Source organism: Sporomusa aerivorans (assembly GCF_041428895.1).
GTDB lineage: Bacteria > Bacillota > Negativicutes > Sporomusales > Sporomusaceae > Sporomusa > Sporomusa aerivorans.
This window is the reverse complement of record NZ_CP156926.1, coordinates 2,137,610-2,161,063: the sequence shown is the minus strand read 5'-3', so window position 1 is coordinate 2,161,063 and position 23,454 is coordinate 2,137,610. Positions and strand designations below refer to the sequence as shown.

At 46.3% G+C, this 23,454-nt stretch carries 25 protein-coding genes; 2 read left to right on the top strand and 23 right to left on the bottom strand.

Going from position 1 to position 23,454, the window contains the following annotated elements; all coding sequences use genetic code 11:
- Positions 1–3: 3 nt before the first annotated feature.
- A complete protein-coding gene (locus tag SATMO3_RS09885; protein ID WP_371380494.1) occupies positions 4–2,367 on the bottom strand; it encodes a formate C-acetyltransferase/glycerol dehydratase family glycyl radical enzyme in 2,364 nt (787 codons plus the stop codon).
- 450 nt (positions 2,368–2,817) lie between these two features.
- Here SATMO3_RS09885 and SATMO3_RS09880 point away from each other — a divergent pair, with 450 nt between their 5' ends.
- Complete coding sequence (locus SATMO3_RS09880; protein ID WP_371380493.1) at positions 2,818–2,991, top strand: hypothetical protein; 174 nt, start codon at positions 2,818–2,820, stop codon at positions 2,989–2,991.
- A 1-nt stretch (position 2,992) separates the two neighbouring features.
- On the opposite strand, the gene SATMO3_RS09875 is transcribed toward SATMO3_RS09880, so the two are convergent.
- On the bottom strand, positions 2,993–3,898 hold the full coding sequence (locus SATMO3_RS09875) for a LysR family transcriptional regulator (protein ID WP_371380491.1): 906 nt from the start codon (positions 3,896–3,898) through the stop codon (positions 2,993–2,995).
- 473 nt (positions 3,899–4,371) lie between these two features.
- On the opposite strand from SATMO3_RS09875, the gene SATMO3_RS09870 reads away from it, so the two are divergent.
- The gene (locus SATMO3_RS09870) at positions 4,372–5,082 is read left to right on the top strand and encodes a GntR family transcriptional regulator (protein ID WP_371380489.1); all 711 of its coding nucleotides are present in this window, start codon (positions 4,372–4,374) and stop codon (positions 5,080–5,082) included.
- Between the two features lie 306 nt (positions 5,083–5,388).
- Here the strand turns inward: SATMO3_RS09870 and SATMO3_RS09865 are convergent, their stop codons facing one another.
- The 21 genes from SATMO3_RS09865 to SATMO3_RS09765 form a co-directional block, all read right to left on the bottom strand.
- Positions 5,389–5,598, bottom strand: a complete 210-nt coding sequence (locus SATMO3_RS09865; RefSeq protein WP_371380487.1) for a Rid family hydrolase — start codon at positions 5,596–5,598, stop codon at positions 5,389–5,391.
- 256 nt (positions 5,599–5,854) lie between these two features.
- Entirely contained in the window at positions 5,855–6,760 is a 906-nt protein-coding gene (locus SATMO3_RS09860; protein WP_371380485.1) for an NAD(P)-dependent oxidoreductase, read from the bottom strand.
- Between the two features lie 469 nt (positions 6,761–7,229).
- Positions 7,230–8,012: a short-chain-enoyl-CoA hydratase gene (locus SATMO3_RS09855; RefSeq protein WP_371380484.1), complete on the bottom strand. Its 783-nt coding sequence runs from the start codon at positions 8,010–8,012 to the stop codon at positions 7,230–7,232.
- Positions 8,013–8,045: 33 nt separating this feature from the next.
- A complete protein-coding gene (locus SATMO3_RS09850) occupies positions 8,046–8,798 on the bottom strand; it encodes a LarC family nickel insertion protein (RefSeq protein ID WP_371380482.1) in 753 nt (250 codons plus the stop codon).
- A 68-nt stretch (positions 8,799–8,866) separates the two neighbouring features.
- Positions 8,867–9,379, bottom strand: coding sequence for a hypothetical protein (locus tag SATMO3_RS09845; protein WP_371381834.1), 513 nt, complete (start codon positions 9,377–9,379; stop codon positions 8,867–8,869).
- Positions 9,300–9,566, bottom strand: coding sequence for a hypothetical protein (locus SATMO3_RS09840; RefSeq protein ID WP_371380481.1), 267 nt, complete (start codon positions 9,564–9,566; stop codon positions 9,300–9,302). The genes SATMO3_RS09845 and SATMO3_RS09840 overlap by 80 nt, the downstream gene beginning before the upstream one ends.
- 115 nt (positions 9,567–9,681) lie before the next feature.
- Entirely contained in the window at positions 9,682–10,419 is a 738-nt protein-coding gene (gene larB / locus SATMO3_RS09835; protein WP_371380479.1) for a nickel pincer cofactor biosynthesis protein LarB, read from the bottom strand.
- 136 nt (positions 10,420–10,555) lie between these two features.
- Positions 10,556–11,752, bottom strand: a complete 1,197-nt coding sequence (locus SATMO3_RS09830) for an FAD-binding protein (protein WP_371380477.1) — start codon at positions 11,750–11,752, stop codon at positions 10,556–10,558.
- Between the two features lie 18 nt (positions 11,753–11,770).
- Positions 11,771–12,559 (bottom strand): electron transfer flavoprotein subunit beta, encoded by a 789-nt coding sequence (locus SATMO3_RS09825; RefSeq protein ID WP_371380475.1) that lies wholly within the window; start codon positions 12,557–12,559, stop codon positions 11,771–11,773.
- A gap of 17 nt (positions 12,560–12,576) precedes the next feature.
- Complete coding sequence (locus SATMO3_RS09820) at positions 12,577–13,716, bottom strand: acyl-CoA dehydrogenase (RefSeq protein WP_371380474.1); 1,140 nt, start codon at positions 13,714–13,716, stop codon at positions 12,577–12,579.
- A gap of 191 nt (positions 13,717–13,907) precedes the next feature.
- Complete coding sequence (locus SATMO3_RS09815) at positions 13,908–15,203, bottom strand: acetyl-CoA hydrolase/transferase family protein (protein ID WP_371380472.1); 1,296 nt, start codon at positions 15,201–15,203, stop codon at positions 13,908–13,910.
- A 2-nt stretch (positions 15,204–15,205) separates the two neighbouring features.
- Positions 15,206–16,075, bottom strand: coding sequence for a 3-hydroxybutyryl-CoA dehydrogenase (locus SATMO3_RS09810; protein WP_371380471.1), 870 nt, complete (start codon positions 16,073–16,075; stop codon positions 15,206–15,208).
- 106 nt (positions 16,076–16,181) lie between these two features.
- Complete coding sequence (locus SATMO3_RS09805; protein ID WP_371380469.1) at positions 16,182–17,360, bottom strand: acetyl-CoA C-acyltransferase; 1,179 nt, start codon at positions 17,358–17,360, stop codon at positions 16,182–16,184.
- Between the two features lie 2 nt (positions 17,361–17,362).
- Positions 17,363–17,692: a hypothetical protein gene (locus SATMO3_RS09800; RefSeq protein WP_371380467.1), complete on the bottom strand. Its 330-nt coding sequence runs from the start codon at positions 17,690–17,692 to the stop codon at positions 17,363–17,365.
- A 5-nt stretch (positions 17,693–17,697) separates the two neighbouring features.
- A complete protein-coding gene (locus tag SATMO3_RS09795) occupies positions 17,698–19,185 on the bottom strand; it encodes a 4-hydroxyphenylacetate 3-hydroxylase family protein (RefSeq protein ID WP_371380465.1) in 1,488 nt (495 codons plus the stop codon).
- 24 nt (positions 19,186–19,209) lie between these two features.
- Positions 19,210–20,100: a thiamine pyrophosphate-dependent enzyme gene (locus SATMO3_RS09790; RefSeq protein WP_371380464.1), complete on the bottom strand. Its 891-nt coding sequence runs from the start codon at positions 20,098–20,100 to the stop codon at positions 19,210–19,212.
- Positions 20,090–21,283: a transketolase C-terminal domain-containing protein gene (locus SATMO3_RS09785; RefSeq protein WP_371380462.1), complete on the bottom strand. Its 1,194-nt coding sequence runs from the start codon at positions 21,281–21,283 to the stop codon at positions 20,090–20,092. The genes SATMO3_RS09790 and SATMO3_RS09785 overlap by 11 nt, the downstream gene beginning before the upstream one ends.
- A complete protein-coding gene (locus tag SATMO3_RS09780) occupies positions 21,280–21,582 on the bottom strand; it encodes a 4Fe-4S binding protein (RefSeq protein WP_371380460.1) in 303 nt (100 codons plus the stop codon). The genes SATMO3_RS09785 and SATMO3_RS09780 overlap by 4 nt, the downstream gene beginning before the upstream one ends.
- Before the next feature lies 1 nt (position 21,583).
- Positions 21,584–22,126 carry a 2-oxoacid:acceptor oxidoreductase family protein gene (locus SATMO3_RS09775; protein WP_371380458.1) on the bottom strand — a complete coding sequence of 181 codons (543 nt, stop codon included), beginning with the start codon at positions 22,124–22,126 and terminating at the stop codon, positions 21,584–21,586.
- A 17-nt stretch (positions 22,127–22,143) separates the two neighbouring features.
- A complete protein-coding gene (locus SATMO3_RS09770) occupies positions 22,144–22,284 on the bottom strand; it encodes a hypothetical protein (protein ID WP_371380457.1) in 141 nt (46 codons plus the stop codon).
- 84 nt (positions 22,285–22,368) lie between these two features.
- Positions 22,369–23,442, bottom strand: a complete 1,074-nt coding sequence (locus tag SATMO3_RS09765) for a Glu/Leu/Phe/Val dehydrogenase (protein ID WP_371380455.1) — start codon at positions 23,440–23,442, stop codon at positions 22,369–22,371.
- Between the last annotated feature and the right edge of the window lie 12 nt (positions 23,443–23,454).

Genomic DNA, 23,454 nt, shown 5'->3' with positions numbered 1-23,454 from the left:
CAACTAATTCGGTTCATGCGCTGTTCTCGATATGATATTATCCTGTACATCACGATCAAGTTCAGTAAAGTAAGCAAGATATCCGGCTACACGCACTAGCAAATCGCGATACTTTTCAGGTTCATTCTGCGCCGCTTTAAGGGTTTCGTTATTTACAACGTTAATTTGAATGTGTTCTCCCATATTATCAAAATATGTCTTCACTACACTTTTTAAGACTTTTCGACCTTTTATCCCTTGAACGCTCCTGGGTTCAAATCTGATATTATATAAGCAGCCATCCTGTGCATTCTTTTGATCCAATTTCGCTACCGATTTAACAGCTGCTGTCGGACCGTTCACATCTCTTCCCATTACAGGGGAACAATTATCGTTCAATGCTTCTCCAGCAAATCTTCCGTCAGCAGAAGCCAGGACACACTTGCCTTGAGATACGTTCATAGACTGAGATTCTACTACAACTACATACTTTCCGCCTCTGGAATCACGATATCTGGATAAACTCTCTCTATAATGCTTAACAATGTCAGCCGCAATCGCATCCACATAGTCATTGTCGTTTCCATATTTGGGAGCTTTATTTAAAAGCGTAAGCCGGATATCTTCTTTCCCTTCAAAGTTTGCATGCAATGCATCCATCAGCTGATTCATATCGAGTACTTTCTTCTTAAATACTAAAGTATCAATTGCTGCCAATGCATCGGTTGCATTTCCGATACCGCAAATAAATGCTCCGGATTCGGAATACCTTGCTCCTCCGTGTTGGACGGATTTTCCTTTTTCAATACAATCATTAATCGTCATGGACGCAAAAGCTACCGGTTCACGGTTTGCATGCATAGAGCCTACCACATTGAAACCTTTCAGCATGAGATCTACAAAATAATCGATTTGTGTATAAAATGCCTTTGTCAATTTTTCTAAGCTATCTAAAGTATTGAGCTCGCCTGTTTTGGGTCCAAGCTGTTCGCCATTTACCGGATTTACCCCATTGTGCAGAGCTAGTTCTATACACTTCAAGAGGTTTACATATCCTACAGTCGGACGTCCGTCAGAATATCCGGCAACACATGGTTGAACACAACCTTGAATCCCCCAGTTTCTTGCTTCTTCAATAGATACTCCCATCTTATCCATAACGATCGGCACAACCAAGTTATCATTGAAGAATGCCGGCGTAGCCAATCCATCCTGAATCATTTTCAATGATTCTTCCATCAGTTCCTCTGAAAGGGCGTCGAAGTAACGTACAGAAGCGGTAGGCTGGGAAGTCTGAACACCACGGTTAGCTTTTAAAACTAAGAAAGAAGTTTCATTGGTTGCATCCTTTCCGTCAGCTGTTTGTCCTCCGATAATAAGATTCTGCCAAATCGGATATCCGGCAAAGGACGCACTGTAGAACTTATCGCGAAGTTTGATAATATCCGTAATCTTGATGAAGAAGCATTGTAAAATTTCTATCGCTTTTTCTTCAGTGATACGGCCTTCGGCCAAATCCTTTACATAGAAATCATTTACATATTGGTCAAATCGGTGGAATGAAGTACCGTGACCGTTTGCCTCAATGCTGATGATGAGATGTATGAACCATACAAACTGCACGGCCCCCAAAAAGGTCTTTGCTGGGTTTAAAGGTACATTTTTGCACGCTTCACTGATTTCTAGCAATTCCTGCCTTCTAATCGGATCAAGTTCTTCTGCCGCTAATTTGCCCGCCAATTCACTATAACGTTTTGCGAATTCACCGGCCGCATCAATAGTGATGATAACGGAGTTCCAAAAATCTACCTTTGCCAGGGTCTCGGGAGAATCAACTTCAGTCTCTGCAATTTTCTTCTGACATTTTTCCTTATAATAATTCAAGCCGTTTCGCAAAAGATTGTAGTAATCCGGATTGAGGTGTCCCGTTCCGCACTCTCGGTTTCCGATCGTCATAACTCCGCTTTCTTCAGCGTTTTTTGCCTCCTCGGATAAATGTCTTGCAACGATTTTGTCAAAACTTCTGTCTTTCCATTTAGGCAAAATTTGCAGCAATCCTTTTTTATCTTTCTCTAACAATACAAGAGGATCACTTGGCCTGGTTTCAAAGTCATCAATTTCTTTCACAATCCATTCTGAATTATATTCAGGGAAAACCGGAGCACAGCGCGGCTTATCCGTATGATTGCCTACAATTAATTCGCCTTCCTGCATAAAAATTGTCGTATTTTTCAAAATGTGCGCTAACATATAGGCTTTTTGCAATACCGGTGGCTCCGCTGCATATTGCTCAATGGCCTCCGTAGCAAGTCTTGCCCTTTCCGAACTCAAGCTTGGCTTTACACTATTTTGCATTTGCTTTAGCTTCCTAACGCGTTCTGTCAACATAATACCATTCTCCCCTCAATTTAAAATTCAGGCTTTAGGATATTCCTATCCCATATATTCCTTTGTCATAAGATTATTAAAATTCGATCATTTAGTAAAAAGAGTCTTCTTCATATTGACTATTAGTACTTCTCATAGTATATTAATAATTTTACCATTTCCTCCTCCGTATAGCGCAACCTCTCTATTTTGACACAAAAAAATGCAACCATCGTCCGACGATAGATGTGTGTCCAGAACCAGGAGCCAAACATAAAACCTATTCATGAGAATTATGGAGGATCATCATGGTTAGGCGAATCACTAATAGCTGCACCCCATCTCATTAGTAGCGGGTTGCAGCTTTAAATATCCGTTTACTCTTACTTAGGTACTTTTACAGGGAGTTCGGAGTTCAAAATATCGCCTAAGCACAGCCCTATGGTAGCAGTTCAAAGGACAAATTCGCGCATGGCCTTCGAGCTTACCAATCTCAAATACAAATTTGGCAATCACCATTTCTGGTGTATGGGTAATGAAAGCACGGTCGACATCAATGAGATGTCAACAGAAAAAGGAAAACGTAAAAGTGGCCCTGTAATCAATGCAGAAGAAGGTATCACGCCTCTTCAGGCGCAGTTGTGATTTAACCATTTCCACTTTTTTTCAGCAAAACATCCTTGGTACATTTAATAAACCGCTCCATAGCCGGAGAAATATTTTGAAAAGAACGAACAGCCAACCCCAGTTGACGATATAAAGGAGGAAAAAGAGGTTTTGTCACCACATTGATGCTGTAATTGCGAATAATTTTCTCCAAGATCAACTCGGGCATCATACTGATTCCCAAATTATGTTCTATCATAAACACAACGCTGAAATCCGAACTACAAGAGTACTTTGATTTTAGCGGTATTCCGATTCTCTTGAAATAACTGCTTATATCCCGATCCGGCCCATCTAAGGATCTAAACATGAGAAAAGATTCTTCCACGAAAGCTTCTACCGGTACCTGCTCCTGTTTTGCCAAAGGATGCTTCGACGGCACAACCGCCAAATACGGATCTTTTTTCAAGTCAATCCATTCAAAAGTATGATAAGGCTGTTTACTGAAAAAGCATATGTCGATGAAACCTTCCTGTAGCCATTCTTCCAAGCGCCATATGCTGTTTTCCTCAAAAAGTTCAATTTGAATGCCCGGATATTTTCCCTGAAAGGTTTGAATCACTCTTGGTAGCCAGGCACAGGCCACTGTAACAAAGCTGCCAATCCGCACCTTACCGGTCTCCAATCCTTTGATTAAATCAATTTCCTGATTCAGTTTATTATTGAAGTTCACCAGTTCCCGTATTGTAGGGAGTACCTTTTTCCCTTCCGGTGTCAGCTGTACCCCTTTATTACTTCTTTGCAAAAGCGGAAACCCGATCTCATTCTCCAGGTTATTCATCATATGGGTAATGCCGGACTGAGTATATCCCAGATCCTCACAAGCCCTAAGAAAACTTCCTTTATCAATGGTATGGAGTAAAACTTCATATTTTTTAATATCCATTTGTTTCTCCTCCTCCACTGCAATTTTCACCATTTTGTAGAAATAACAACACTACACTTCCTTACTTGCTATCATCGACGCTAATGGCTTAAACTCTTCTTTTTAAACCTTCCCCCATCCCATTGGAAAACCCCGCCTGTTTTGATAATTCTAATAGTTCCTTGCGCCTTATGGCATGCGTTATTCTCCAAACTGTTCTCTTCTACTTTAAGTACGGTGTTAAGATTGATTTTAGATATTCCAATAAAAAGCACGCTACACATAACTGCCGTTCTGCTTTGCTATGCATTTATTTGCTACTCTTTTTTGATTTTTCTCTTGACTTGAGTTAGCAGGTCTTTTAGACTTGCACAGTAAAAATATACCTGTTATAATATTCCCGTGATAATAATTAATATAATAATCCAAAGCTAGCGTTGAAACTTGAGACTAATTAAGGATTTCCTAGCGCATCCAATTATGAGGAGTAATCTATGAGTAAACAAAAAAGAACAGATAAAGCGGTAAAAGAAACATCTACACTGGCTGTCAAGCGTGCCTACGACTACATAAGAGACATGTCCATTGATTTCGCCATACGTCCGGGAAAGCAAATCAACGAAGTCGACGTTGCCGATATTCTGAAAATCAGCCGGGTGCCTGTACGCGAAGCACTCAACCGTCTGGTGGTGGGTGGCTTTGCCTACTTTGACCCCGGCAAGGGCTTTTTCTGCCGCAAATTCAGCGAAACAGAGATGAGAGAGCTGTACAGTGTACGGTTTGATCTGGAATTGGGGGCTGTACGGCAGGTTTGTCAGGAAGGAACCGACAATGACATCTCTTCCATCTTGTCTGACTGGGAAAAAATTGAGGACACTTATACAAGTGTTTCACAAGAAAAGTTGATCCAGCTTGATGAATTATTCCACATGCGAATTGTTGCATTGAGCGGCAATTCGGAACGAATTGCTTTTTTACAGAATGTCTACGAAAGAATCCGGTTTGTCCGTAAAATAAATATTGAGACAGATTCGGTACGCGAGACACTGGTACACGCTCATCTTAATCTTGCCCAAGCCATTTTAAAACATGACGAGGCTCTGGCAACCAAATTGCTGGAAGATCACCTTTGGGTCAACTCGCAGGCACTGAAAGAAAACATCCGCACCGGAATGTTGCGCATTTATGCCGATGACATGAGTTAGCTTAGACTTCGGGAGTGCCCGAACCATTTGAAATGCTTCCTGTCTTTTACACGGCAATTGTGCAAAAGACAGGAAGCATTTTTTACTTAACTCATTCATTTACCAGTCACTGAATATACTGGCTCGTGAACTATCACGAAAGATGATTATTGCATATGTGAGGGGTATCGAACCCAAATTCCATCGCATTCCTATACACCATTGAGCCGGTATGTGCAACTGCTTGGTTTTCCATAGTTGCATCTCCTCTTTTTTAAATTTTCTTACTATTTCAACTTTGTCCATAGTTGAAACAGGCACATCTTATTACAGAACTGTGATGCATTCAATCTCGATCCCTGCGTCCTTGGGCAGCCTTGCAACCTGAACTAATGACCTTGCCGGTGCTTCACCTCCTTGAAAGAAGCTTGCATAGACCGCGTTGATTTTGTCAAAATCGTTCATATCCCGGACAAAAACCGTCATCTTTACGGCTTTTTCCAGGGATGTTCTCGCCGCTTGAAGAATGGCGGCCACATTTTTCAGTGAACCTCGGTCTAGACAGCGATGTCATCAGGCATCATCCCGGTTTTAAACATCAATTGGCAGCTGACCTGAGGTAAATACAAAACCCTCTGTCAGTTGGGAATAATGGCCAATGGCAGCGGTACCCAGTACTTTTCTCATGTTGATTCCTCCCATTATGATTTTGTGCGCTCCCGGCAAAACCGGAAGCATTTATAGTTCAAGGCTTTATGCCCTGGACTTTTTGTTTTTTTCTCCGAGAATTGGCTTATTCAATCGAAGCAGCCAGAAAAGACTCAATATTGGCGATGACCTTTTGCGCCAACCGCTGCTTTGCCAGCGCTGTAAGCCCGGCGGAGCGGCTGCCACAAAAGGCGTTCGGCAGAGAAGCGATTTCTTCACCCAGACCGGCTACAGTATCGCTGATGGCATAGTTGCCGGAGGTTTGCAGCCAATCCCGCAAGGCGGGTATTTCATGGGAAGGGCTGATCGAGGTGTTCATCAAGATTTTTCCGGAACCAAACAGGCCAAATTCCCGCCGTCCTAACAAAACTACATTTTTATTAAGGCAAGTAATCAGAATCTCGGTTTTGGCAAGCAGTTCATCCAGAGGGAGGTAAGTACAGTTATTGATAACTTCAAACGCCGGTTTGCGGGTGCGGCTGAAGTAGTAAACATTTGCATCAAAAAACTGGAAGGTACGGGCAAGCATACTACCAACGGTGCCTAATCCCACGATGCCAATGTTAAGGCCCGTCAATTCCGTCGGCTCATCTTTCCACATAACGCCGCCGCGTCCATGGATCAGCCTTACCAATTCGCTGACGGCATATTCCTTAACACCTTCATCGCCATAATCCCGAACGCCGGTGACAACGATCCCTTTAGCATTTGCGCTATGAATATCAACATTGGCACTTTCCGGAGCGTAGAGGCTGCAGCACATGCCAATATACCGAATTTTGGGGCAGGCATTAAGCACTACCCGGTCAATGCTTGTTGTATAGCTGAGCATAACACATTCAGCGTTGCCGATCCGCTGAATGATTTGGCTGTCGCCTTTCGGAATGTCCTGATAAAACTCTGCTGCTCTCGCATAACCAGCCAGACGCTGGTCCCATTCCGGCGGAAGTTTGGTTGGCTCGATAGCAACCATTTTTTCAAATCTATCCATTATTACAGCCCTCATTATAAATATTATTATAATAATACAATTCATAATATTTAATGTCAATATGTATCTTCAGATTAATAACTTATCTTAATAAAAAAAAGCTGCCGCAAAATTTTTTTCAAAAACGTTTTGCGGCAGCTTTGCCTAAAAATGCTATTTCTTTATTCGTTTAATAATACGTTTACCACGCTTGAAGGCTACTTTTTTTAATGATGGAGTTATAAAATGATTTTATTAACTAAATTATTATATTTATTATTATAAATCATATACACAATATCATAATAAATTCTGTCTGTCAACTACAATCTAGCAAGAGGATGCAAAATCTGCTTCGCAGCAACACTTGATTATGCCGCTAAAGGAGGATCAGGATCCGGGTGAACAACAGAAATAAAGTGTACGTCCCGACAACTCCCCCTGATTGATAATTTCTTTTTGAAATAAATCCAGAAATCCTCGTTTCGTGCTATTTCCCAATAAAACTTACCTTGCGTTTTTCCAAGAAAGCAATCATACCTTCTTTCTGATCGCTAGTGGCAAAACATAGGCCGAACACTTCTGCCTCATAAGCCACACCGAATTCCAAGTCAGAATTCAGCCCAATATTCACTGCCGTTTTGCAGCCTTGAACTGCGAGTGGCGCCTGGGACATGATCTTATGAGCCATAGCAATGGCGGCACTCATCAATTCATCAGGTGCAACCACTTTATTAACCAGTCCGATGCGGTATGCTTCAGGCGCATCAATGATTTCACCTGTAAACAGGATTTCTTTTGCTCTGCCTTTACCAACCAGTCTTGGTAACCGTTGAGTTCCGCCAAAACCCGGTATAATACCCAAAGACACTTCCGGCTGCCCAAATTTAGCCTTGTCAGAAGCGATTCGTATATCACAAGCCATAGCTAGCTCACAACCGCCACCCAGTGCAAACCCGTTAACTGCGGCAATAACTGGCTTAGGTAGGTTTTCTATCTTACTGAAAACGGCCTGCCCTAGTTGCCCCCAGGAACGTGCTTCAATCGCCGTCATAGACTGCATTTCGGTAATATCGGCTCCTGCCACGAAGGCCTTGTCCTTACCAGTGATGATGACCACTTTTACGTTTTCATTCTTAGTTAGTTCATCTGCCACTCGATCCAATTCGTATACCGTTGCAACGTTCAATGCGTTAAGAAACCTAGGCCGATTGATAGTTACGATACCAATGTTGTCGGCAACTTCTAATAAAAGGTTAGTATATTCACTCATAGTTATCATGTTCCTCCATACAGCGCGCTGCTTTCATGAAAGTCCCGCAGTATTTTTCCTCTGCTCTATTCTGACTTGAACGTTTGTTACCCCTAGTACGGCTCGTAGTGTGTTGGGAATCTTAACATCCCAGGTTCCGGCACCATAACCATTTTTCTCACTAACAAAGTCAGTCGGCATTCCCTGGGTGTTCGTACATAAAGTGGCAACCAATGCTGCACCGGTCGGCGTCACCATTTCTCTTTCTATTTCACCCGGCTCATATGGAATACCACGTAATAATTCCGCAGTAGCCGGTGCTGGTATTGGCATTACTCCATGGCTGCATTTTACGAATCCTTTACCCGTATACAGCTTAGAGGCAAAAATTTGTTCAATTCCTAGAAAGCGAAGTCCGAAAACTGTACCAACGATATCGACGATAGTATCTACAGCACCAATTTCATGAAAATGAACTTTATCAACAGCAATACCATGGACTTTTGCTTCAGCTTCAGCCAGTCTGCAAAATACATGTTTGCTTTTTACCTTTATCTGTTCATCCAACGGAGCATGATTAATTAGTTCCAAGATATCAGGTAAATACCGATATTTACGGGGAAACCAGCCTAATTTCACATTAAAGTATGTAGCCTGTATGCCCAATTTAGTAACTTTTTTAATAACCAAATCATAGCCGCCAATAGGTAATTTAGCTAATTCTTTACGTAATTGCTCTTCCGGCACCCCTAAATCTAACAGCGCTCCTACAAACATATTCCCGCTAATGCCAGCAAAACAATCCAAATAAAGTGCCCGCATATTATTCCCTTTCAATAAAGATTACTTTTCAAGTACCTGATTCATACTGCCCGCTATGTACCCGGAAAGATCCAATGTAACAAACGTAAATCCCAGTTTTTTAAGTTATCAACAATACTGCGAACTATGTCCTTATTATCCAAAATACTCATTTGCTCATCTTCTATCTCAATCCGTGCCAAATTGTCATGATATCTTACCCTTACCTGACCCGTAAAGTATTTTTTTAGTATTTCTTCGGCAACCTCAACCTGCCGCATTCGCTCAGAGGTAATCGGCAAACCGTAGGCAATCCGCGAAGACAAGCAGGCTGCACTTGGCTTGTTAAAAGTTGGTAGCCCCCATTCCTTCGAAACATCTCTTATGTCTTGTTTGCTGAATCCTAATTCCAATAAAGGACTTCTCACCGTTTCCAGTTCATGGATCGCTCTCATTCCCGGACGGTAATCGTTCACGTCATCCGCATTTGAACCTTCAAGAACCCATTTATAATTTTTGGTTATAGCCCAGTCCGCTAATGTTGAAAAGCGTTTTTTTTTTACAATAATAGCAACGGTCTGAATCATTTTTTACAAAATCGGGACTCTCTAGCTCATTGATAGGGATAAGTTTATGCTGAATCCCAATTGACCTTGCAAAGCTTTCCGCTTCGCGGGCTTCCCGTTCAGGCAGTGTTGCTGAACATGCGGTTATGGCAATTGCTTTGTTTCCTAAGACCCTTTGAGAAGCAGCTGCCAAAAAGCTACTGTCCACTCCGCCGGAAAACCCGACTACAACACTACCATCATTCGAAGCATATCGATAAGCCGGTCTAGTTTTTGCTGAAGCTCTTTCATGGCTCTCCCCCCCCCTTTTATCTAAAGCCGCATCAACGCATAGAATTAATAATACTGGCTAGCCGACCGGCCCCAAAGCCGTTATCTATATTGACAACACCAACTCCTGCCGCACAACTGTTAAGCATGGACAATAGGGCGGAAAACCCATGCAAATTAGCACCATAGCCCACACTGGTTGGAACAGCGATAACAGGCTTTGCCACCAAACCGCCAACCACACTGGCTAGAGCACCTTCCATGCCTGCAACCACAATACAGACATTCGCCTGATAAATTATCTCATGTTGGTCAAACAGCCGATGAATACCCGCCACGCCGACGTCATAAAGCCGTTTTACCTTATTGCCCATAATCTCCGCAGTAATAGCTGCCTCTTCCGCGACAGGCATATCACCGGTTCCGGCGGATATGACTACTATATACCGCTCTGGATCGGCCACCGCTTTTTGGCGCTCCACCGTAATGAATCGGGCGATTTCGGAGTAGCAGGCTTCAGGTACCCGCTCTTTAACTGCTGCAAACATTTCTGCATTTGCCCGAGTTCCTAATACATTAGGGGATACAGCTGCCAGTCTGTGCATGATCTCAGCGACCTGCGACACAGTTTTCCCCTGGCAAAATACCACTTCCGGAAACCCCTGCCGCACCGCCCGGTGATGATCAATCCTAGCATAGCCGATATCCTCGTAAGTATATGTTTTTAGTTGATTCAGTACCTCTTCCATAGTAACTTGCCCATTACGGAAAAGCTGCAGAGTATTCTTCATGTTATTAATATCCGTACCCTGTCACCTCTGACTTAATATCCGTGCAGCCGAAAAAAATCGGTTGCACTATTTTCTGCAAGTGATTATGAGCTATACGTTTCCTGATTACTGTGCTATTTTCTTCCTTAAAATACGATTACCCAGCTTTAATCTTCCTAAACTTTTCCGTCAGCACTGGGAGTACTTCGCAGAGATCGCCTACGATCCCATAGTCGGCCATTTTGAAAATCGGTGCATCGGGATCCTTATTGATGGCGATGATAATATCCGAGGATGACATGCCGGCCAAGTGCTGAATAGCTCCGGAAATACCGCATGCAATATAAATTCTGGGGCCAACCGTTTTACCTGTTTGTCCAATTTGATGCATCTGAGGTTTCCAGCCGGCGTCCACTGCTGCGCGTGATGCGCCTATTGATGCGCCCAGGACGTTTGCCAGGTCTTCCAAGTAGCAGAAGTTCTCCGGTTTGCCGACACCTCTGCCGCCGGAAACAATAATTTCCGCTTCTTCAAGATTGCAGGCCGGACCGGTGCAAACTTGAAGAAGTTTAAGAAATTCAGTTCGAATATCTTCGGCTTTTACCTTGCTGGGCACACGAATCAACTCACCGCTTTTAGCATAATCCGGAACTGGCCGCTTAAATACCGATGGTCTGACAGTTCCCATTTGCGGTCGGTGATCCGGGCAGAGAATTGTCGCCATAATATTGCCGCCAAATGCCGGTCTCGTCCAGGCAACCAATCCTGTTGCCTCGTCAATGCCAAGACCGGTGCAGTCGGCGGTCAGACCTGTCCCGACACGACAAGCCACGCGCGGTCCCAGGTCTCGTCCATCATTAGTTGCTCCCAGCAGAATAACAGACGGTTTGTATGATTTAATCAGATCAACGATAACGGCGCTATAGCCATCTGTACTATATCGTGCCAGTTCCGGGGCTTGCACCAGATACACAGTATCTGCACCTGCGGCAAAAATTTCTTTCGTTAGTCCTTCAACATTATCCCCAATAAGCACACCCGCCAGCTTCTGCCCCATTGCGTCTGCAAGCTTGCGCCCCTCTGCCAAAAGTTCCAACCCAACGTTGCGAAGTTTCCCTTCCGAAACTTCGATATAGACCCATACGTTTTTATATTCGTTTTTATCCATACTGACTGCTTTGCTTTCTCCCTGCCGGACAATGGCCTGTACCGGACAACTATCTATACAAGCACCGCACTGAGTACAGCTATCGGTAATACATGCCTTATCTTCCGGCATTTCAATAGCGCCGAATGGACATGCGGACTGGCAGGCACCGCAGCCGATACATTCTTCTGTTACTAATACAGCCATGCTCTGTTTCCCCTTTCGTTACACAATCTTGGCATCAGTAAGTTTTGCTAAGAGTTCGTCTACGGCTTCCCCCACCGTATCCTTTTGGATCACGATTCCCTGCCCCCGCTGCGGCGGGGTGAAAATCCTCCGCACTTGCGTCGGTGATCCTTTAAGCCCCAGTTGCGTCTCTGCAACACAAAGGTCTGCCGCTGTCCATACAGCTATTTCAGCCCGATTCGCTTTCATACTGCCTTTTACTGTCGGATAACGCGGCTCATAGTTAAGGGTCTTAATAACTGTAATCAGGGCTGGCAGTTTCACTGCAAGTACTTCATACCCTTCTTCGTGTTCACGCTCAACCTTGGCAGTATGGCCTTCGACTGCAATTTTAGCGACAAAGGTTACGTGCGCAATCCCTAAATGCTCGGCAATTTCCGGCCCGACTTGCGCGGTATCCCCGTCTATGGCTTGTTTTCCGCAAAGAATGATATCATATTTATCAAGCTTGCGAATTGCCGCCGCCAATGTATAGCTGGTTGCAAGCGTGTCTGCACCGCCAAACGCCCGATCACTGACCAAGATTGCTTTATCGGCTCCCATTGCCAGGCATTCTTTCAAGGCTTCCTTGGCTTGCGGCGGCCCCATTGATACTACGGTTACGTTGCCGCCATATTGTGCTTTCAATTGCAACGCCGCTTCCAGAGCGTTTTTATCAAACGGATTGACGATGCTCGGCACACCTTGGCGGATAAGCGTATTGGTGACCGGATCGATCTTTATTTCAGTAGTGTCAGGCACTTGCTTAACACAGACGATGATTTCCATTCTTGTCTTTAGCCTCCTTATCTTAACAGTGCGCTGGAGACGACCATGCGCTGTACTTGGTTCGTGCCTTCATAGATTTGAGTGATTTTGGCGTCACGCATCAAGCGTTCTACTGGATATTCCTTGCTATAGCCGTAGCCGCCGAAGATTTGTACGGCGTCGGTGGTAACTGACATGGCCGCATCGCCAGCGTACATTTTGGCCATGGCTGATTCCTTGGAATAGGGCAAACCTGCTTGCTTGAGATACGCAGCCCGGTAGGTGAGCAGTCTGGCGGCATCAACTTTGGTAGCCATGTCGGCAAGCATAAACGCAATAGCCTGATTGGCGGCGATAGGTTTGCCAAATTGCACCCGCTCTTTCGCATACTTGACGGCATGGTCAAGGGCTGCCTGGGCGATACCGAGAGCCTGGGCAGCGATGCCAATCCGGCCGCCGTCCAGTGTGGCCATGGCAACTTTAAAGCCTTCGCCTTCTTTGCCTAAGAGGTTTGCTGCCGGTACTTTGATATCCTGGAAGATAAGCTCCAGGGTCTGTGAGGAACGAATACCCATTTTGTGTTCTTCTTTACCGAAAGAGAAGCCATGCATGCCTTTCTCAAGAATGAACGCACTGATGCCTTTTACGCCCTTGGTTTTGTCAGTCATAGCAAAGATGACATAGGTTTCGGCCTCACCGCCATTGGTGATAAAGAGCTTGCTACCATTGATTATGTAGTTGTCACCATCACGGACAGCTACCGTCTGCTGTGAGGCAGCATCCGTACCGGCATTGGCCTCAGTCAGGCCAAAAGCTCCCATTGTCCGGCCTTCCACGAGCGGTACAAGGTATTTCTGTTTTTGTTCTTCGGTGCCAAAGGCATAGATTGGCCAGGCGCAGAGCGATACTGACGCTGATAAAACGGTATTCATGCCGCTGTCAGCCTTAGCAATCTCTTCAAGCACAAGCATGTAGCTAATATAGTCACCATCGGCTCCGCCGTATTTTTCCGGAAAGCAGATGCCGGTAAAACCCATTTCCCCCATGGCATTGTAAAGCGCACGCGAAGTTTGGCTCTTTTCATCCCGCTCAGCCGCGCCTGGAGCCACCTCTTTCTCAGCGAACTCCCGCGCCATTTTTTGCATTATTTTTTGCTCTTCGTTCAATTCAAATTGCATGTAGATTCCTCCTCGTTTTAAATTAATTTACTGTCACTCAGAACGCAGTGAAGCAATCTCCTAGTGCCAGGCAATGCAGGAAGAAGGTTGCTTCGTCGTGCCTCCTCGCAATGACGAGTAAAGAATGGTTATTGGGTCCATAATCGTTCTTGTTTTCTAACCGCAAAAGCACAAAGAGTACGGGTAAAAACTTATAAAAGCCCTTCTGCCCTAGCCTGACTGGTTAATAGCTCACGGAATTCCGGATGGCTGATATTGATTAAGGCTTGGACGCGCTGGCGCAAGCTCTTGCCTCTAAGCTCGGCCACACCGTACTCTGTCACCACATAATGAACATCATTGCGGGATGTCGAGACAGCAGCGCCGCGGTCAAGCTGGCAGCAAATGCGGGATATTTTGCCGCCGTTTGCTGTGGATGGCAGGGCAATAATGGACTTTCCGCCATGTGAGCGGCTTGCACCGCGAATAAAATCAACCTGTCCGCCAATACCGCTGAATTGCTTATTGCCGATCATTTCCGCATTTACTTGCCCCATTAAATCTACCTGTATTGCCGAATTGACTGATATCATCTTTTCGTGCTGACCAATGATGCAAGGGTCATTAATATAGTCAACAGGGTACATCTCTACATCTGGATTGTTATGGACAAAATCATACAGCTTGCGTGTCCCCATAAGGAAAGTGGCCAAAAGCTTCCCTGCATGAATAGTCTTTTTCCGGTTGGTAATAACACCTGCTTCCACTAAAAAGACAACTCCGTCGGAAAACATCTCCGAATGAATGCCTAAATCTTTTTTATCTTTCATAAACAACAGTGCCGCATCCGGAATTGCCCCGATGCCCAGTTGCAGTGTTGCTCCATCCGGAACAAGGTCTGCTACCGTTTCCCCAATTCTTTTTTCTATATCCCCGATGGAGGGAGGATTCAATTCAACCAGTAGTTCATCTTGCTCAACAATGAATGTCAATGCATCTAAATGAATTCTGGCACCACCGGTTCGCGGCATGTGGTTGTTGATTTGAGCAATGACCACCTTAGCACATTCAGAGGCCGCTACTGTATAGTCTGCAGATACCCCATAACTACAAAATCCCTGCTCGTCAGGCGGTGAAACCTGCAGTAAGGTTACATCCAGCGGCAGAAGCTTGGCTTTGAACAATCGTGGTATTTCAGAAAAAAAGCAGGGTGTATAGTCTGCCCGTTTCTCACCCACCGCTTTTCTGGTGGACTGGCTGACAAACAGAGAATTATTACGAAAACTGGGTTCCATACCTGGACTTATATACCCAGCATTGGGCATTGTTAACATATTAACGATTTCAACATCACGCAGTACTGATTTTCTATCAATTAATGCCTCAATCAATGCACCTGGCGCACCGCAAGCACAACCAAGCGCCACCCGGTCTCCGGAATTTACACTAAGCAAAGCCTCTTCCGGCGAAACTAATTTGGAGAGATAGAGGCTTCTCCAGTTATTCATTACTAAAACTCCTTCCTTGCCGAGTAGTCATAGAAACCGCGGCCAGATTTGCAGCCTAGCCAGCCGGCATCGACATACTTCCGGAGCAGCGGGCAGGGGCGGTATTTAGAGTCACCGTAGCCTTTATACAATACATCCATCACAGAAAGGACGGTATCAAGGCCGATCAGATCGCAAAGGGCTAAGGGCCCCATCGCGTGATTGTAGCCGAGTTTGGCGCAGGCATCAATATCTTCAATGGTGGCCACTCCCTCCATCAGGGCATAAACCGCCTCATTGATCATCGGAACCATAATGCGATTGGCGCAAAAACCGGGGTAATCTTCGATCCTGACCGGGGTTTTCTTAAGCGACAATGCTAAATCGCGGGTGGTCTCATATGTTTCCGTCGATGTCGCCATGCCCATGATGACTTCCACCAACTGCATAATAGGCACCGGGTTGAAAAAATGCATCCCGATGACTCTGTCGGGGCGCTTGGTAGCAGCGGCGATCTGAGTTATCGGTAAAGAAGAAGTATTGCTGGCAAGAATGGCACCGGCAGGAGCAGCCTGGTCAAGGGTAATGAAAATTTCTTTTTTGATGTCAAAATTTTCAGTTGCCGCTTCTACCACAAAATCGATGTCGGCAGCGGCAGCGGCCAGGTTTACTTCGCCCCATATTCGTTCCAGCGCCATTTGCTTATCACTTTCTGCTATTTTACCTTTCTCGACAAGCTTGGCAAAATTCTTTTCAATGCCCTTAAGGCCGCGATCAATGAATTCCTTTTTGATATCCTGGATGATTACTTCTATACCGGCAGCAGCGGCCACCTGGGCAATGCCGCTGCCCATCTGGCCGGCACCAATCACTAAAAGCTTTTTTACAGGCATTTTGAGACCTCCTCGACTGATCATCACTTCTTGAAATCTGCATTGGAATGAACAAGTCCGCTTATACAATGCACAAATGTACTCGAAGTAACTTATTCTAAGAGCGCTACAGCTTTTCAATGACAGCAGCAATGGCTGGCCCGCCACCCACGCACAACGAAGCAACACCGTAACGTTCACGGCGGCGGCCCATTTCATAGATGAGAGAAACAATAATCCGGGCGGCAGTACAGCCTACCGGGTGACCGAGGGCGATGCCTGAGCCGTTGGCGTTAACTTTGTCGAAAGAAATCTCCAATTCACGGTTGACGGCCAGAAACTGCGCGGCAAACGCCTCATTAATTTCGTAGTAACCGATGTCTGCTGCCGTAAGCCCGGCATATTTTATTGCTTTTGGCACCGCATATACCGGACCGATACCCATGATTTCGGGTGCTACACCGGCGCTGGCAGTGGCCAGCAGTTTGGCCAGCGGCTTAATACCCAATTCTTTAGCTTTGGCGGCGGTCATGAGAACCAGCGCGGCAGCACCGTCGTTTACCCCCGAAGCGTTACCGGCAGTAACAGTACCATCCCTTTTAAACGCCGGTTTCATGGCCGCCAGTTTTTCTAGCGCAACATCAACACGGGGATGCTCATCAGTGTCGATGACGCTCTGCCCCTTGCGGCTCTGAACAGTGACAGGCACTATTTCCTCTTTGAATGTACCTTCTTTGATCGCTTGAGTGGCTCGTTGATGGCTCATGAGAGCCAGTTCGTCCTGTTCCTGACGGGTTATGTTGTAGCGTTCAGCGAGATTCTCGGCCGTTAGGCCCATGTGGTAGCCCATCATGGCACAAACGAGGCCATCGCAGAGCATTGAGTCATATATTTCACCATTGCCCATGCGGTAGCCCTCACGCGCCCCTTTTAAAAGGTAGGGAGCCTGGGACATGCTTTCAACCCCAACCGCTACGGCAATGTCCGCTTTGCCGAGCAGGAGTGACTGACTGACCAATTCAACGGCTTTCATGCCTGAACCGCATTGCTGATCAACGGTGTAGGCGTAGCCGCTCTCAGGCATACCGCATTGAAGCTGTATCTGGCGGCCAGGATTTCCTTTGACGCCAGCCTTATAGATCATACCGCAGGCTAGTTCATTGACCTGTTCGGGCTTTACTCCGGCCTGGGCGAGGGCGGCCTGTACGACTGTGACACCCAAGTCGACAGGGCCGACGTTTTTGAAGGAGCCAAGAAAATCGCCTATCGGCGTCCGTTTAGCGCCCACAATAACTACTTCACGCATACTTAACCTCCTCTATTACAGTTTTGTGTACCTAAAGACAGTACCGCATCTTGCAATGCAACTAAGACGACATTCGGCAATTCTTCCTTTGTTACCGGCCAGTGATCGACACTTTCACTGGTGACTACGATCACTCGTCCGCCAAACAGCAGACGAGTGGCGCAGCCTATGCTGCAGCTATTCAGCACCAGTAAAATATCATATTCTCCTTTATCCCAACGGCCAAATGTCAGCCCGTCAACCTGTGCCGCCAGTTCGGTTACTAATCCCGGCATGTCATAATGCGGATTGCAATTGCCGCAGAACTTTACACCGATCTTAACTACTGCCATTAAGCTTATTTGCGTTTACTGGCAGTTACTGCTTGTAGTTCCTTGGCAACCTCAGCCGGTACACCGGCAATATCCAGGGCGCAACGTTTTTTATGCTCCAGGTTGGAAAGCTTGGAATACATTACTTTTTGCGCCTGCGGCGAGCCGGCTCCATGCATACTTTCAACAAGCGCAGTACCGCCGGTCATATTTTCAATCAGGCGGGCTATCCGCATACGGTATTCTGTGGGAACGGTAGACACGCCTTTGAAGTACTTTTCAACATATTTCCCGATCTCCGGGTTCTTTAGGTCTGATTCAGAAGGCAAGGTTGCGGTAAGTCCGCCGCCGATGTCCTGGGCAATACGATCAATATCATAAATTAAGCGGGTTACATTGTGCTTGCCCACATTGGCGAGCAGCGGGTCAACAAAGTAAGCACCTGATGCGGTAGGCCGTCCTTCAGCTGAACAAGCAATAGAGCAGGCATAGAGTGATTCTGTCAAATGGATCATTTCATTGAGTTTTTCTTTTATATGGTTAGCCTTGCCGTAGCCGCTCATATCGGCCATAACAGCTGCCGCACCGATGACAACGTCAGACACGCCGCCTTTGCAACCGCCATAATTCTGGCGGTGGTAGCAGGCAAACCGCTCTACCAACATCCCGGAAAACTCGGTCTCACCGCACATGAACACCCGGTCCCAGGGGACAAATACATCCTCCAGTACAGTGAGACATTCCCCGCCGACAATGCCGTAGCGGGCATTGCCCTGGTCGATTTCCCCTTCACTTTTCCGGTCATCATTGGTCTGACGGCCAAAGATGTGGATAATACCTGGTGCGTCAACCGGGATGGCGCAGGATACCGCATAATCGGCATCCTCGGCGGCCATGCCCATTGTCGGCATAATCAGCATTTCGTGGGAATTAACCATGCCAGTCATATGCGCCTTAGCACCCCGGAGAACAATGCCTTTATCATTTTTTTCTACTATATGCACAAAAAGATCAGGGTCTGCCTGCTGTCCCGGACGGAGGCTGCGGTCACCTTTCGGATCAGTCATGGCACCTGCTACCATCAGATCATTTTCCTGCCAGTACTCCAGGAACTTCTTTAGCCGCTCATGATACTCTGTTCCCAGTTTCTTGTCCATTTCGTAGGTTACACTATACAGTGAGTTAATGGCGTCAAAGCCGACACAGCGCTGATAGCAGGTGCCTGTTTTCTGAGAAATCATGCGCAGCATCTTTACCTTTTTCATGAGATCGTCAACACTTTGATGAATATGGGTAAACCGGTTGATCTTTTTACCGGTTAGATGAGACGTAACGGTCATCAGGTCTTCATAAGCCGGGTCATGAGCCAGATCATACGTCAAGGCGGCGGAATTGACATGACCGCGGATAAAAGGGTGGTCAATCACTTCATTGCTTTTTAACAGTTGACCTTTTACATACACTTTGATATTTCGCTGGCGCAAGCTATCCTTGTATTGTTGACCTGTCTTCATTGAATTACCTCCCTTATCGTCATATTACTTAACCCAATTTTTACGGATTTTTTCCCATTTGGCATCTCTGAGCTCACTAATAACGGCAATGTCGGTTTCTTTCAAATGAGAAAAGCGTCCTTGTTTGGCCAAATAATCCTTAGTGGACGTGAATTCTTTCGGATTGCGATTGAGGGTAAACGCCCCGGCCTCATATTCGGCTAAATACCAGAGGCCGCAATCAACTGCTTCTTTGGCAAGGGCAATAGACACCTCTGACGCAGTACCCCAGCCGGTGGGGCAAGGAGCCATAACATGCAGGAAGGATGTGCCCTGAACGTCTTTGGCCTTTTCCAGCTTGCGCAGGAAATCTTCCGGATACCCCACGCTTACTGTCGCGGCATAGGGTATATCATGGGCGGCCATGATTTCAAAGATGTTTTTCTTGGGGCGGATAGCTCCCGGAAAACGCTCTCCAGCCGGTGTCGTTGTGGTCTTGGTGCCATAGGGCGTCAGGCCGCTTTTTTGGACGCCGGTATTCATGTAAGCTTCATTATCATAGCAGATATAGATAATGCGGTCGTTCCGGTCAACCGCGCCAGATAATGCCTGCAGGCCAATATCGGCAGTCCCGCCGTCACCGGCAAACCCCACCACATGGTAATCCTTCAGCCCCAGTGCCTTGGCTCCGGCAGCAATGCCGGACATTACGGCAGCTGTCGCCCCAAAGGGTGGAATCATTCCATTCACGGTAAAGGGCATGTTCGGATAGATAAAGCCAACAGTCGACATGCAGTTGGGCGGCACTACGGCAACAGACCTTGCCCCTAACACTTTGAGCGCCAATCGTATTGCCAGGCTGCCGCCGCAGCCACCGCATGCTTTATGTCCGTAAAAATATTCTTCATTTGTTAAGGTTTGTGCATTAACGGCCATCGTCTTCACACCTCAGCTTTACAAATTCTACTACCGACTCCTCACCTTTGCCTTCGGCCTGGCGCAAAAGTTTGGCAAACATTCCGGCGATATCACTCTTGGAAATGGTTCTGCCGCCTAAGCCAGCAACAAAATTATAGGTCTTAGGCTTATTCTCAAGCCCGGTCAGTGCAGAATTCACATTGGTGAATACTACTCCCTCATAACCAAAGCTGATATCTCTCTCCAGTACCCCCGCTGCCTTGGCGGTTTTTAAGATAGCGGTAACTTCGTCCTGGGGAAAGGGGCGTATGCAGCGCAATTTCAACAAGCCGACTTTTTTACCCTGGCTCCTAAGCTCGTCTACCACAATCCTTGCCGTACCGGTAACACTGCCCAGTGTCACCAAAATAACCTCGGCATCATCACACCGATAGTCTTCTACCATTCCCCCGTAGGAGCGGCCAAACGCTTTGGCAAACTCAGTATCAATAGCCTTGACTTTTGCCGCAGCCTTCAATGTGGCGACATGCTGCTGGTAGCGAAACTCAGTATTCCAGTCCGGCCCTGCCGTAATACAGGTGCTTTTGGGATTCTCAAGCTCCATTTTATTGGGGAAGTCTTGATAGGGTATAAATTTATCTACATCAGCTTGGTTGGGAATATCAACAACTTCATAGGTGTGGGTCAAAATGAAGCCATCAATATTTACCATAACCGGCAGCATAATCTCCGGGTCTTCTGCCAGGCGATACGCCTGAATGGTAGCATCAAGCGCCTCTTGCGCATCCTCGGCATAGATCTGAATCCAACCAGATTCAAGCTGTGACAGCGAATCCCGTTGATCGCCGTAGATATTCCAGGGAACAGCTGTTGACCGGTTGGCATTCATCATGACAATCGGAAAGCGCGCCCCGCTGGCATAGTGCAGACATTCGCACATATATAATAGCCCCTGGGAAGAAGTAGCGGTAAAGGTACGCGCCCCAATGGCGCTTGCCCCCATCACCGCCGACATGGCACTATGCTCTGACTCTACATACAGATACTCACACTCTAAGCTTCCGTCTTCCACATAATCGCTCAACCGTTCCACAACAATGGTCTGGGGTGTGATTGGATAAGCCGCGATAACATGGGGTTTGGCTAACTTAACGGCAACAGCTATTGCTTCATCGCCTGATATAAACTGCTTAACGCTCACGCTTCTCCCTCCTTTTTCATCTGGATCGCCTTGGGTTTACATTCGTGGGCACAAATGCCGCAGCCCTTGCAGTAGTCATAGTCTACCTCAAGCACATCGCCAGATTTATCAATAACTCCGTCAGGGCACAAGAGAAAGCAGCGCAGGCATTTCACGCATTTTTCCGTATCAATAACCGGGCGAAAGGTTCTCATGCCTGAATTGATTTCTACCAAGTGCCCGGAACGAAACGCCGGTCCCAATGGATATTCGGATAGCTTCTTCGGTGCGGTAAAGCGCACAGGTTTCGGCCGATTCATGCTACTTCCCCCCCTTTGCATGTTCAAATGCCCGTTTTAGCAGTTGTTTGTTCTTTTCTCTGATTTTGGGCGGTAGTTGCTCATCAATGGCCATGATCATGGATTCCAAACCCGCCACCCCGGATACAGCCGCCAACGCCCCCAGCATGGGAACATTGGTTATTGGCCGCTTGAGTACCTCAAGTGCCAGAGCCGTTGCATCTAGCGTCACAACCCGAAAGCCTGAGCTTTCAAATTGATCCGCAGCTTTAGTAGAATTAATTACCATTATTCCGTCTGGCTTCAAACCGGCCGTAACAGCAGGCCCATATAAGGTATCATCTAACACAACTACATAGTCGCAGCTTTCCACTTCGCTGCGGTCAGTGATCTTCTTTTCATTAATCCGCGTAAAGGCCAATACCGGCGCACCGCGGCGTTCCGGCCCGAAGGATGGAAAGGCCTGAACATACTTATCTTCATAAATGGATACGGCATGACCCAATAGCCGGGCAGCGGTAAACGCCCCTTGGCCGCCGCGTCCATGCCAGCGAACTTCTAACATAACTGACCTCCTCATATTCAAGCATTTAGTCCAATAACAATACCAATGAAAATAAACATTATTACATGAGAAATATTGACTTCATTCGAAGCTGTCATAACTAATAGCATCACAGCAGTGAGCACCAGTATATTGCGGATAACTTTACTTGCTGCCATACATTAGCCTCCCAGCAGAAAAATCGTAAACGGCCAAAAGCATCAAAATTTATCCGATTTCTTTTGGCCGTTATCGTACCTTAATTAGATGTTTCTCAGTTTTTTCAGTTCATCAATTCTTTTCTTGGCATAAAGGTCGGCTGCATCCATCGGCGTAATATTTTTTTCTTTGGCTATTTTAAAGACTGTCTTAGTGGTGTCATACACCTTCAGTACGTTTTGAACAGCCCGTTCCTTGTTGTGTACGCCCGATACACCTAATCTGTCTGTATCAAAAATGGTTCCGCCAGCGTTGACAATGTAATCTGGTGCGAACAGGATACCTTTTTGTTTTAAGATCTCGCCATGTCTCTCTTCTTTCAATGTGTTATTGGCAGCACCGGCAATAATCGTGCATTTCAGTTTGTCGATGGTCTGGTCATTAACAGTAGCTCCCAATGCGCAAGGGGCGAAAATGTCGCACTCTGTTTCGTAAACCAGTTCAGGTTGGATAACTTGCAGCTTGTACTCATCTCTGTACTTTGCCACCAGTCTCTCGTCAGTATCAGCAATAAGGATTTTGGCCTTGGCATCGGTCAAGAGCTTAATTAAGTTGCCCCCTACCTTTCCCAAACCCTGTACGAGCACGGTTTTTCCTTCCAGCGAGTCAGAACCGTAGATTTCATTTGCACTTGCTTTAATGCCTTGGAAAGTACCTAATGCAGTATAAGGCGCAATATCACCCGCACCGCCGTAGGATTCCGGAACGGTTACGATATGAGGGGTTTCGGTGCGGATATACTCCATATCCTGCATGGTTGTCCCCACATCGGCACCAGTGATATATCTGCCGCCTAGGCGGTTAATAAATCTGCCTAATGCTCTAAACAGAGCCTCGGTCTTATCCTTATAAGGATTACCGATAATGACGGTTTTGCCGCCGCCCAGGTTAATACCGGCTGCAGCATATTTGTAGGTCATACCTCTGGCAAGTCTGAGCGCATCCTCAATGGCGTCATCCTCATGATCATAGATCCACATTCTGCAACCGCCAACCGCAGGGCCAAGAGTAGTATCATGAATAGCTATGACGGCCTTAAGCCCAGTCTCTTTCTCCTGACAAATGAACAGATTTTCGTAATCATACTTCTCCAAATAATCGAACAACTTTGCTTGCATACGATCTCCTCC

What these genes read in the sequence shown, in the direction of transcription:
- SATMO3_RS09885 (WP_371380494.1), bottom strand. Translation starts at nt 2,367, where the DNA reads ATGTTGACAGAACGCGTTAGGAAGCTAAAGCAAATGCAAAATAGTGTA.
- SATMO3_RS09880 (WP_371380493.1), top strand. Translation starts at nt 2,818, where the DNA reads ATGGCCTTCGAGCTTACCAATCTCAAATACAAATTTGGCAATCACCAT.
- SATMO3_RS09875 (WP_371380491.1), bottom strand. Translation starts at nt 3,898, where the DNA reads ATGGATATTAAAAAATATGAAGTTTTACTCCATACCATTGATAAAGGA.
- SATMO3_RS09870 (WP_371380489.1), top strand. Translation starts at nt 4,372, where the DNA reads ATGAGTAAACAAAAAAGAACAGATAAAGCGGTAAAAGAAACATCTACA.
- SATMO3_RS09860 (WP_371380485.1), bottom strand. Translation starts at nt 6,760, where the DNA reads ATGGATAGATTTGAAAAAATGGTTGCTATCGAGCCAACCAAACTTCCG.
- SATMO3_RS09855 (WP_371380484.1), bottom strand. Translation starts at nt 8,012, where the DNA reads ATGAGTGAATATACTAACCTTTTATTAGAAGTTGCCGACAACATTGGT.
- SATMO3_RS09845 (WP_371381834.1), bottom strand. Translation starts at nt 9,379, where the DNA reads ATGATTCAGACCGTTGCTATTATTGTAAAAAAAAAACGCTTTTCAACA.
- larB (WP_371380479.1), bottom strand. Translation starts at nt 10,419, where the DNA reads ATGAAGAATACTCTGCAGCTTTTCCGTAATGGGCAAGTTACTATGGAA.
- SATMO3_RS09830 (WP_371380477.1), bottom strand. Translation starts at nt 11,752, where the DNA reads ATGGCTGTATTAGTAACAGAAGAATGTATCGGCTGCGGTGCCTGCCAG.
- SATMO3_RS09825 (WP_371380475.1), bottom strand. Translation starts at nt 12,559, where the DNA reads ATGGAAATCATCGTCTGTGTTAAGCAAGTGCCTGACACTACTGAAATA.
- SATMO3_RS09820 (WP_371380474.1), bottom strand. Translation starts at nt 13,716, where the DNA reads ATGCAATTTGAATTGAACGAAGAGCAAAAAATAATGCAAAAAATGGCG.
- SATMO3_RS09815 (WP_371380472.1), bottom strand. Translation starts at nt 15,203, where the DNA reads ATGAATAACTGGAGAAGCCTCTATCTCTCCAAATTAGTTTCGCCGGAA.
- SATMO3_RS09810 (WP_371380471.1), bottom strand. Translation starts at nt 16,075, where the DNA reads ATGCCTGTAAAAAAGCTTTTAGTGATTGGTGCCGGCCAGATGGGCAGC.
- SATMO3_RS09805 (WP_371380469.1), bottom strand. Translation starts at nt 17,360, where the DNA reads ATGCGTGAAGTAGTTATTGTGGGCGCTAAACGGACGCCGATAGGCGAT.
- SATMO3_RS09800 (WP_371380467.1), bottom strand. Translation starts at nt 17,692, where the DNA reads ATGGCAGTAGTTAAGATCGGTGTAAAGTTCTGCGGCAATTGCAATCCG.
- SATMO3_RS09795 (WP_371380465.1), bottom strand. Translation starts at nt 19,185, where the DNA reads ATGAAGACAGGTCAACAATACAAGGATAGCTTGCGCCAGCGAAATATC.
- SATMO3_RS09790 (WP_371380464.1), bottom strand. Translation starts at nt 20,100, where the DNA reads ATGGCCGTTAATGCACAAACCTTAACAAATGAAGAATATTTTTACGGA.
- SATMO3_RS09780 (WP_371380460.1), bottom strand. Translation starts at nt 21,582, where the DNA reads ATGAATCGGCCGAAACCTGTGCGCTTTACCGCACCGAAGAAGCTATCC.
- SATMO3_RS09775 (WP_371380458.1), bottom strand. Translation starts at nt 22,126, where the DNA reads ATGTTAGAAGTTCGCTGGCATGGACGCGGCGGCCAAGGGGCGTTTACC.
- SATMO3_RS09770 (WP_371380457.1), bottom strand. Translation starts at nt 22,284, where the DNA reads ATGGCAGCAAGTAAAGTTATCCGCAATATACTGGTGCTCACTGCTGTG.
- SATMO3_RS09765 (WP_371380455.1), bottom strand. Translation starts at nt 23,442, where the DNA reads ATGCAAGCAAAGTTGTTCGATTATTTGGAGAAGTATGATTACGAAAAT.